This window comes from Barnesiella sp. CU968 (assembly GCF_905219685.1).
Classification (GTDB): Bacteria; Bacteroidota; Bacteroidia; order Bacteroidales; family Muribaculaceae; genus Lepagella; species Lepagella muris_A.
The window spans coordinates 21,904-31,989 of sequence record NZ_CAJMXD010000001.1 but is presented as its reverse complement, the minus strand read 5'-3'; the positions used below and the strand labels follow the sequence as shown (position 1 = coordinate 31,989).

7 protein-coding genes and 1 pseudogene are annotated in these 10,086 nt (G+C 44.0%); all 8 read right to left on the bottom strand.

What is annotated here, in order from left to right; translation table 11 throughout:
• On the bottom strand, positions 1-1,142 hold a 1,142-nt coding region (locus JX312_RS00115; protein ID WP_204456438.1), incomplete at its 3' end, for a hypothetical protein.
• Between the two features lie 11 nt (positions 1,143-1,153).
• Positions 1,154-1,819 (bottom strand): virulence RhuM family protein, encoded by a 666-nt coding sequence (locus tag JX312_RS00110; RefSeq protein ID WP_204456436.1) that lies wholly within the window; start codon positions 1,817-1,819, stop codon positions 1,154-1,156.
• A gap of 18 nt (positions 1,820-1,837) precedes the next feature.
• Positions 1,838-1,987: pseudogene (locus JX312_RS00105) on the bottom strand (cell filamentation protein Fic); the annotation flags it as partial.
• 63 nt (positions 1,988-2,050) lie between these two features.
• Positions 2,051-2,251 (bottom strand): DUF3791 domain-containing protein, encoded by a 201-nt coding sequence (locus tag JX312_RS00100; RefSeq protein ID WP_239653734.1) that lies wholly within the window; start codon positions 2,249-2,251, stop codon positions 2,051-2,053.
• A gap of 88 nt (positions 2,252-2,339) precedes the next feature.
• Positions 2,340-3,920 carry an ATP-binding protein gene (locus tag JX312_RS00095; RefSeq protein WP_204456435.1) on the bottom strand — a complete coding sequence of 527 codons (1,581 nt, stop codon included), beginning with the start codon at positions 3,918-3,920 and terminating at the stop codon, positions 2,340-2,342.
• 9 nt (positions 3,921-3,929) lie between these two features.
• The gene (locus JX312_RS00090; protein ID WP_204456433.1) at positions 3,930-7,178 is read right to left on the bottom strand and encodes a type I restriction endonuclease subunit R; all 3,249 of its coding nucleotides are present in this window, start codon (positions 7,176-7,178) and stop codon (positions 3,930-3,932) included.
• A 5-nt stretch (positions 7,179-7,183) separates the two neighbouring features.
• Entirely contained in the window at positions 7,184-8,902 is a 1,719-nt protein-coding gene (locus JX312_RS00085; protein ID WP_204456431.1) for an RNA-binding domain-containing protein, read from the bottom strand.
• A gap of 152 nt (positions 8,903-9,054) precedes the next feature.
• On the bottom strand, positions 9,055-10,086 hold the full coding sequence (locus JX312_RS00080; RefSeq protein ID WP_204456429.1) for a helix-turn-helix domain-containing protein: 1,032 nt from the start codon (positions 10,084-10,086) through the stop codon (positions 9,055-9,057).

The window sequence follows — 10,086 nt, the reverse complement described above, 5'->3', positions numbered from 1 at the left end:
GCCGTGGATTTCGACACAAGGCGGAACAACCAGTCAAACTCACCTTCTTCAATGAGGAATGGGGCGATTTCATCAAGAACCTTATAACCGGTTACATTAGAGAGAAGATTATGATAGAATTCGTTCCATCGGTCTGCGTCAACGAGTTCTTTTAGTTGGCGATAATACTTCTCTTTATCGTTGTAGCTGTTATGGAAGAGTCGTTTCAGATTCTCTATGCGTTCTTCCAGGGTGCCATGTTCAACAAGAAGCTGCTGTTTCAGTTCAAGCCAGTTCGGAGTCCTGGGAGAATAAAAGTAAGAGCCGTTGTCTTTAATTGTCTGAGCCTTGTCAAGCAGAATGATTGCTTCCTGCCAGTTGCCGGCGGTAAGCAACTCATTATAATATTTCAGACATACATCAGGATATTTGATTTCATCCTCCATATATTTATGGGCTTCATCTTCAAGACCCATTGAACGGATGAAATCAATTTTACGGCATACCCAAGCTCCGGCCTCATCACCCAGATTTTCGTCAATCAACGCATCGTATATACCACATGTGACTTCATCTGCCTTTTGTCGTAGCGAAATAAGCTCAAGAATAAAATCGTATGGCGAATCAATATAGCTGTCTATCACATCCTTCTTTTTAGCCGCTTTAATGAGTTTTTTTAAAGAATCAAGAATTTCATGGTTGACATCTTCGCGAATAATCAGAAGTCCGGCAACATTTCCCAGCACATCCATTATATCCTGAATATAGCCTGAAAAATCATCGCCATAAAAATCATCGCCATAAAAATCCTCGTCTCTTACCTGCATTCCGACCTCTTTGACGATGACATCACATAAATCATACAGTTTCTCACTGGACAGTGAGTCTGCATTCTTGCTCCATGGCTCTATCAAGTCATTATAGACATTCCCCCAGTCTGTTGCCTCTCTGACGTCATGGCGCGAGAAAAACTCTTTGGTCTCGCGGTCAATCGCCAGACTGAGCTTACGCCCAAAATCCACGTCCTCTACCGGAGGACACAGGCAATTCCGAACATAATCCCTAAAATCAGAATGTTTGTCAACCCATCCTGAAACAATGTCGCGCAAATCATCTTCGTTTGCGTTGGCTATCAGTTGTGATATTTCTTTAGATGCATTCATTATTCTTGTGTTTATTTCTTTGCACGGAGTCGCTTTTGCTCGGCTTCAAAGGCTTCGAGGAAATGGATCTCGACCGGGGAGAGCTGATACTGGGCACGCTCGCGGAATTTGTCGTATTCCTCGTTGGCTTTGAGTTTGGCAACTTCGGCTGACACGCTTCCGGCATGAGTGAGCAATTCTTTACCCGATAGCTTCAGGAAGTCATCGAGCTTCTGAATCCAATCTTTCATGTACATCGGCACATGGCTCTTGGCTTGCAGCTCGGCAAAGTAATTTCCTTGTCCGGCATTCTTCAGCAGGTCATCATTCAGCGCAAAACCCTTAATCATATACTCCTTCAACACCTGAGTAGCCCACTGGCGGAACTGCACGCCCCGATGTGAATTTACACGATACCCCACACTGATAATCATATCGAGATTATAGTACGCAATATTGCGCTCAACCTTTCTATCGCCCTCGTTTTGAACTGTTGCAAAAAATGCAACAGTTCGATTTTGCTCTAATTCAGCACTTTCATAGATATTCTTAATATGTCTTGAAATGGTCGACTTGTTGCGTTGAAACAACTCCGCCATCTGGTCGGCAGTGAGCCATACAGATTCATTGGCAAGCCGAACCTCAATCTTCGTCTCGCCACCCTGCGTCTGAAATAATATTATCTGTCCGTTATCCATATATTTTTCTTAACAATGCTGATAATAGTTGTCCGCCTTCGTATAGTCCGGCTCATCATTGATAACGCGTACAACGTCTGTAGCCGAAAACCACCAGCAGTTGTTCTCGTCGTCCCATACCGCCCTAACCTCGCGGTCATTGAAAAACCGTATTGACTTCTTACTCATTATTATGGCATTTAGATTTATTAAAGACTGATACTACAATCCAGCCTCCCAGTTTAGAAGTGTCTAGCTAATGTCATCGGCAACCCAATCGAGGCTTTGCGTATGAAGCTCCTCATACCTTTTTATAAGCCTGTTGTGGATTAAGTCTTGTTTGCTCAAACGGTCGTGCATCTCTTTTCCGGAGATACCCAACTTACGCGCTCCGCTCTCAATCGCCATTACAGCGAAATGAATCCGGCGGTATATATCGTTGTTTGTATCCATTTGTATATTATATTCGTTGATTATTGAATTTGAAGCCGTGAGTGGAACTCACGAGTTGAATGTCTTCTCATGACAATAAACCACGGAATCAGACAGTGTGATACCGTTGTGCCGGATGTGTCGGCTGATTTGGAAATTCCTGTTTAAGCTCTCCTCGGTCAAGCATTTTTTTGATTATAGTTCTTGTATGCGTTGGATGGCGACCTATCTTACGTGAAATATCTTTTGCGAGCAGCCATTGATGGCGACAAGCCTCTCTTATCATTGACATAACATTTTCTTCATCGGTAGCCCTGCTGCGTTTCTTTGAACTTGCAACATCGGAGCTTGCAAGGTTAGAGCTTGCAAGGTCGGAGCTTGCAAGGTTAGAGCTTGCAACATTAACTCGGTTTAGGCTATAAGTTGTGCCTCTGCCAAAACCGGATGCGACAAGCATTCCGTCGTTGCACATCTTTCTCAAAAGCTTGCTGAGGTCACTTGGATGAAGATTTATAGCGTTTTGAAGACTGGCGTTTGATACTTCATCCTCTGTCGTGGCCATTGAGAGAATAATAATCTCGTTATGGGGCAACTCGATGATGTTGTTGCCAAAAATACTTTTTAATTCGGCTATGGTTGAATCTGACACCAAAGATTCCAATGGCAGGTATAGTTCTACCACATCCGGATGACTCTTCTCGTTTATATACGGTCTACGCCATTTGGCATATTTCCATCCTTCAAGAATCTTGTCAACTCCACTGCCGGCTTTATCTGAGCGTCCTATCAATCCAAACATTTTCTGAAGAGAGGGGTTACGGCACTCGCTATGTCCGCCTTCATAATACTGTGGAACAGAAATCAGCAGTGTCCCGGGATTGCGCATCACAATTCCGTCAGGACGTTTTTCAACAACCAGCCTCGGTGAACGGCTATAGCTTGCATGGACACACAAGTTGATAAATGCTTCTCTGACCGCTTCGTGAGTAGGTGTATCTTCCTGTCGTTCATCGCCTTTGAGAACAAAGGGTTTTGGCAAGAACGCATGAAGTTTGGGCAATACACGTCTGTAGAATTGAAACAGATTGCATTCCCATGTACCATCGGGATAAACCCGGTCGATCCACCTCGTTTTGCTCGTATACTGCGGAATGTCTCGATAATCGAGCATAAAGTCCGGCAGACAAGCCACATCGGTTATTGCCTCGGTCTTTCCAAACATCAGAAGTCCGGCAAGAGTAAAACCCTCTTCTCCGGAGACTCTATCCTTACGGTAGCCTCCAAGTTTCTTCATCAGTTCCAAATCCTCAAGTACAGCCCATGGATGTGAAGGTGTCAGATTGGTAAACAATGTGCGATACTGGCGAAATGATGTAAGGTCAATGTCGTCCCAACTATAATTTGGTAATATTCTTGCCTCCTGAAGCACTTCGGAGTTCTTCCTGTCGGCAAACATTTGGGATACTGTCGATGGCTCGCATCTATAGTCCCCCTCATGGTCTCGTCGGTATGTGCCTGTCATAGGGTCTAATCCGACATACACCGGACGCTGGTCTCTGGTTGCTCTCGGAATAAAAAACGCAAGTATATATCCGTCGCCATACGCTTCGCTCACAACGTCTTTATCCGTCAAAAGTGGCAGACTGACTTTTTCGCGGTCATTGAAAAACCGTATCGACATCTTGCTCATAATTACAATTTACGGCTCTGCTGCTATTGAGATTGAATCATCATTGAATGTAGAGTATGGACGCGGTGAAGAGTGACGCTTGAAGTTTTCTGCCTGCTCGAGAATTTCCTTGTAGACTTCATCTCGTATTTTGGGCGGATAGCCGGCACGGGCAAGAAGAACTATGACGTTCATCTTCAGCGTCGCGCGTAGATCAGTGCGGTTAAGCCAGTCTTCCACGTCGCTTTGCTCCTCAACCATTGTCTTGATTGCTTTGGCGAGTTCAGTCAGCTTTTCATCGGGGAAGTTCTCGATAAACTCATATTTCACAGCTACCGCTTTCAGTATATCAAAGAAAGCTTTTTCGGCCAGTGAGAGTCCGATGGCATCACCAGAACTACGTTCTCCTACTACTTCCTCCATCAGCTTCACCATCTCGCCGACAACATCATCAATAACGTCGTTGGCAAGCGCAGCATCATCGGAGCGATCGTTATACTTCTTTACGATATCTTCAAGGCGCTTGGTGAAGTCGACTCCTTTCTGCTTGTTCACTTTGCGCAGTGACTCAATAACCTGTTTGAGAAGCTGCTCCATCAGTTTGACCTTTGTGTTCTTATAGGGAATCTGATCTATGCGCTTCATATATTCCGACGAAAGGAGGTCTATTTCTTCATCCGAGGCAACACCAATCTTGGCAATCTCTTCCACTGTATCAGAAACGAGAGCGTCCTTCAACATCTCGGCAACACGCTTATTCATCCTGACAGCATCGGGAGCATTGCCCTTGGTGAGTTTTGAGATGATGCTTCTTATGGCAAGGAAGAAATGAAGGTCGTTGACTTCTGCTTCGCTCAACAAGTCGGAGTTACAACAGATGTCGTATGCGCCTTTCATCTTCTTGACATGACGCATGAAGCGCGTTTCCTCCGCCTTTGTCTTTTGGACATATTCCGCCGCCTTATTCAGCACATCAAGCTGCTGAAGTGGAGTGCCGGTAAAGTAGACCGACCAGTCAAACCTATTGAACATACGGCGAATGATGTCAAGTTCATCCTTGACAACCTTTACGGCTTCTTCTATAGTTTCAAGATCGGGACCGTCAACATCACCATTGCCACCATACTGATGCAAAGCCTCGTTCATCTGTCGTTTGATACCAAGATAATCCACAACAAGCCCTTTTTCTTTGCCGGGATATACACGGTTCACTCGCGATATGGTCTGAATAAGAGTGTGCATCTGGAGTGGCTTGAAGCAATACATTGTGTCGAGACTCGGAACATCGAAGCCGGTTATCCACATATCCACAACTATAGCTATCTTGAAATTGCTCTTAACTTCCTTGAACTGCTTGTCAAGAGTCTTGCGATACTCATCGTTGCCGAGATGATTATACAGTTCTTCGCTATCTTCGTCCTTGTTGCGTGTTATGACCATAGCCATTCGTGGCATTGGCTTTATCTGCTCACGCTCTTTGTCCGTAAGCGTTTCTCCCGCCACACATTCTTTTACCTCCTCCCATTCCGGACGGATGCGTATGATTGCCTGATAGAGATTCCAGGCAATGCTGCGACTGCTGCAAACAATCATTGCCTTTCCGAGCACTGTAGAGCCTTCTTCCACTCTGCGCTCGTAGTGCTCCACAATATCCTTGGCGATGTTCCCTAAAAGATCCGGGTCATTGAGGATTACATCTATGCGGGTCATTCGCTTTTTGCTCTCCTCAATCTGGTATTCGCTCGCACCCTCATCCTTACACTCCGAGTAGTATTTCTCTATCTCCTTGACCTTTGCCGAGTCAATCATCACTTTGGCAGCACGACCTTCATAGACAATCTTACGGGTTATTTCGTCTGCCACTGCCTCAGTCATTGTATAGCGGTCTACGATTGGGCCAAATACATCGAGGGTGTTATCAAGTGGAGTACCTGTAAAGCCGACGTATGTGGCATTAGGTAACGAGTCTCGCAGGTATTTGGCGAAGCCATACTTGCGTGCCACTCCCTTCTCGGTAATTTTTGTCTTCATTCCAAGACCTGCCTGAGAGCGATGGGCTTCATCGGAAATACAAATTATATTGGCACGGTCGCTCAACAGCCCTGTTCCTTCCTCAAACTTCTGGATAGTCGTGAGGAAGACACCTCCGGCAGCACGTCCGCGCAATAGCTCGCCAAGTGCTTCACGACTATTTGCCTGAACTATGGTCTTGTCTCCGATGTATTTGGTAGCATTGAGAAATGTTTTGGATAACTGGTCGTCAAGGTCTATGCGGTCCGTTATCAGTACTATAGTCGGACTACTCAGCCTTTTGGAACGCATAAGCTGCTGTGCAAGGAAGAGCATTGTGTAAGACTTGCCACATCCGGTAGCTCCGAAATATGTACCGCCTTTGCCGTCTCCATCTGGATTCAGACGTGAGTGACGGAGGATATTGTTATACAGTGCTGTGGTGGCAAAATACCGTGGGTAGCGACACACAATCTTATCCTCATCTTTCGGAGTGTCCGGCAGGAAGATGAAGTTATGCACCACATCAATCAGTCTTTCCTTGCGGAACAGCCCGTGCATCATGGTAAACATCGAGTCGAAAGCTCCTTCAAGCACAGAGTCAGTTGCTTCCGCTTTGTTCCAGCCATAGAAATATTCGTATGGAGCAAAAAGCGACCCCATCTTATTGTTCACACCATCGCTGATGACCACGAATGCGTTATAGCGGAACAGTTTGGGAATATCACGACGATAGCGGCGAGTGAGCTGCTTGTAGGCGTTCTCAATGGTCGTATTCTGCTTGATAGCGTTCTTAAACTCCAAGACAACAATAGGTAAACCGTTGACAAAGATTATACCATCAGGAATGCGGTGATGCTCTCCATCAATGGCAAATTGGTTGACAACCTTAAAGATGTTCTTTGCTCCCTTGGCATGCTCATCAGGCTTGAACTCATCATAATTGATGAGATTGATATACAGGTCCGGCAGTTTCGGATTGGTGCGACGCAGGGAGAAACCCCGTTGAATCAAACGCAGTGCCTCCACATTCTCTGCATAAACGCCACCGCCATCAGTGGTTTCTATCTTGGCAATAGCACGATTTATTTCATCCGCTGTAATTCCTTGCTCTTTATGATGCTCCTTTAGGAAAGTCCGCAGGTCATCATAGAGAATAACATCGCGAGTGTCGCGGCTTATATTCTCGCCATGCACATAGTCGTAGCCCTCAGCCTTGAAAAGCTCGACAAACGCCTGCTCTAATTGTGCTTCGTTGAATGCTGCCATAGCGACTACGAGTTGAAAAGTTTATATCCCAGTTGAGTAAGGCGATATGCCTGCTTGGCACTCGTCGGTTTATCAGGATTGGTCATTGAAATGTAACCATTGTCAATCAACGGGAATAAAATTTTACGTTTAAGGTCTTTAGTGCTACCAATTTCAAGGTTATGTGCAATGGCATTGGCTGTCATTTCTGATTCATTCAACAGACATAGCAGGTCAATTGTACCCATTATCAGCTTAGGCACCATATCCTTGTCCCGTATCCTCTTCCATACTTGGACAAACATTTGTCCAAGTATTTGTAAAAGCCGCCCCTTATCAACTATAACACTCTGATTTACAACATCGTTAACTTGGACAATTGATTGTCCAAGTATCTGTAAAAGTCGAGTGTCAATATCCGGATGAGACACTGTTGACGCTTCCAGCCTATTGGAGTCAATCATATCCTCACGGCATGGAATGGTCATCAAGAAATAAGTTCTGTCTTCATCCGTATCAATCACGGCCTTGTCAGAACCGTTTTCCCGGAGTGACTTTTGAATGGTCGGTATTCCGGTTGCTCGGCCTTCCGTCAAATCCAGCTCTTTAAGAAAGTCTCCTAATCTGCGATTACGGTATCTTCTTGCCTTCAATCTTTGAGCCGCTTTTATCGCTTCCTTTGTTATTGACCTATCCGGTCCGGAATAACTCAAAATATCGACATGGGTTGGTTCTATAGTAATCTCTACCGGTTCGCGTTCCTGATAGTCGCGATGATACAGTGCGTTTACTACTGCCTCTTCAAAAGCCTGATAAGGATAATTATATGCCTTGTCAGACTTCTCATTGTCATCTGGCTTTGAAATCCGTTTTTTAATCACATTGGTTCGCAGATAAGACAGAGTCTCGCTTATCATCTTAGGTACGGGTCCAACAATCTTTGGCACCTCTACTAATATATCCGGATTTTCTATACTTCCCTCCGGAAATAGCACTATATCGACCTGAGTTGCAGGAAAGAATTTTTCGGGATGTTCGCAAAACATCATTGCCGCCACATTCTTTACAAGACGATTCTCAGACGGGCCGGTCAATAGATTCATCTCATCGAGAATATCTTCCAGCGGTCGACCTGCAAAATTTTCGGCCAATTTACTTTTTACGGTTTTCAGATGTTCATAGACCAAAACGCCGGAAATATCTTCAATCTTGATTGCCTCATTTCCCCGCTCGTCAAAGGGTGTGCGGTCGGCTAAGGCGCGCACTTCATCCAGTGTCTCTCCTCTTGCTTCAATGGTGGAAGCTTTGCTCCGTATATAATATTTAAGTGGAGACTTCCCTTTGGAGATAACACTTTCGGGGACACAATAAGGTCTATTTGGTCCCGTCGGAACCCATATAGCAAGTACGGTCTGACCATCAACCTCCTCCTTTGAGACACGCGTGTTATACGAAATCGATCTAAGATTGGATGAAGTAATTTTTGCATCATATCCAACCATATCCTTCATAATGTCATCAATCGTATCAATAGGCAGACCTTTTACCGGTCGTTTGGCTATGCCGTTTTCATCTTGCTCAACACCAACAAGAATATATCCGCCGCCGGTATTGTCCAGATCTGTTGCAAAGGCGCAGATTGTATGATAAATCTTATCCGGATTCCAACCACGTTTGAACTCAATGCGGTTGTCCTCTACCTTTTGCTTATTCAGCAGATCCTCTATGTTTATCGGTAAAGCCATGTTCTAATTAAAATATTTCGAATTTGTAGTATGTTATAACACATCTCGGGTATCACGGCCGATATTCTCGCCATGAACATAGTCGTAGCCTTCCGCCTTGAAAAGCTCGACAAATGCCTGCTCTAATTGTGCTTCGCTGAATGCTGCCATGGTTACTTTCTTTTTCTCTTTTCCTTAGGTCTTGATGCACGAAATATTTTATATTTTTCAACACAATCCTGAATAAACGTCTCTTTACCCTGTTTCTCAAAAAGACCTTTTATAACATCTGCGCATGACTGAGAGTATTTATGTATAGGGTGTGCTTTTTCGCCATGTTTTATTTCAGTATGTCTCTTTGGCTTATTTTTCAGATCTAATGAATATATTATAGCTTGCATTTGATATGAATTCAAACCAAGTTGCTTCTGAAGTTCTTTTGTGGTTAAAGGATAGACCGCATTTGTGTCAATAACCGAATCATTAACATCAATTAAACCATCGATGCTTCCAATTAGTTTCAAGGTCGGAAGGCCTTCGCCTTCTTTTTCTGTGAAATGTCCTTCTTGTATGAAATTTAATTGATCAAGTAGACTTTTGTCGAGCAAAACACTTTTATCTCCATATGAAATCTCTCCGTTATATCGATCAAGTATGTTGATTTGCCTTGGTCCGACCATGGCAATCTTCTGGATATGCTTTATCCAAAGGATACGCTCTTTTTCACGTTCCTTATCTAACAAGGATTTTAGTTCTGGATACTCTATTTCTTTAGTTTCGCCTCTATATCTGTAATAAATAGCACCTTCCCTTAAAATCCCATCTTTGTTCTTCTTACATACAATAGGTTTCTCTTCAGCTTCTTCAACAATTAAAAAGCCAAAACAACGTTTAGTGCCCTCAATGACAACCTCAAGAATGTCCGACCGCCATTTAATATTCGGGGAGAAGAATTCCCTTAATTTGCCATCGATGTCTTTAGGATCAGTATCTTGAAATTTTGTAGATGCCATTCCTATAGGTATATGAGGTGAATCTTGTACACCAAACATAATGAAACCACCTCGATTATTAGCCATACCTACTAAGGTCTTCAAATATTTTAGTAAAGTATCGCCCTTTTGGAAATTTTGTTTGTATTCCAAATTAGCGCTTTCTCTTTTTTTGAGATAGCCTTTTGAGTCGGTGTCAAATGAAAAGTGCAT

Bases quoted from the DNA above. Each gene is read 5' to 3' on its own strand.
- JX312_RS00110 (WP_204456436.1), bottom strand. From the start codon at position 1,819: ATGGATAACGGACAGATAATATTATTTCAGACGCAGGGTGGCGAGACG.
- JX312_RS00095 (WP_204456435.1), bottom strand. From the start codon at position 3,920: ATGAGCAAGATGTCGATACGGTTTTTCAATGACCGCGAAAAAGTCAGT.
- JX312_RS00085 (WP_204456431.1), bottom strand. From the start codon at position 8,902: ATGGCTTTACCGATAAACATAGAGGATCTGCTGAATAAGCAAAAGGTA.
- JX312_RS00080 (WP_204456429.1), bottom strand. From the start codon at position 10,086: ATGCACTTTTCATTTGACACCGACTCAAAAGGCTATCTCAAAAAAAGA.
- JX312_RS00100 (WP_239653734.1), bottom strand. From the start codon at position 2,251: ATGGATACAAACAACGATATATACCGCCGGATTCATTTCGCTGTAATG.
- JX312_RS00090 (WP_204456433.1), bottom strand. From the start codon at position 7,178: ATGGCAGCATTCAACGAAGCACAATTAGAGCAGGCGTTTGTCGAGCTT.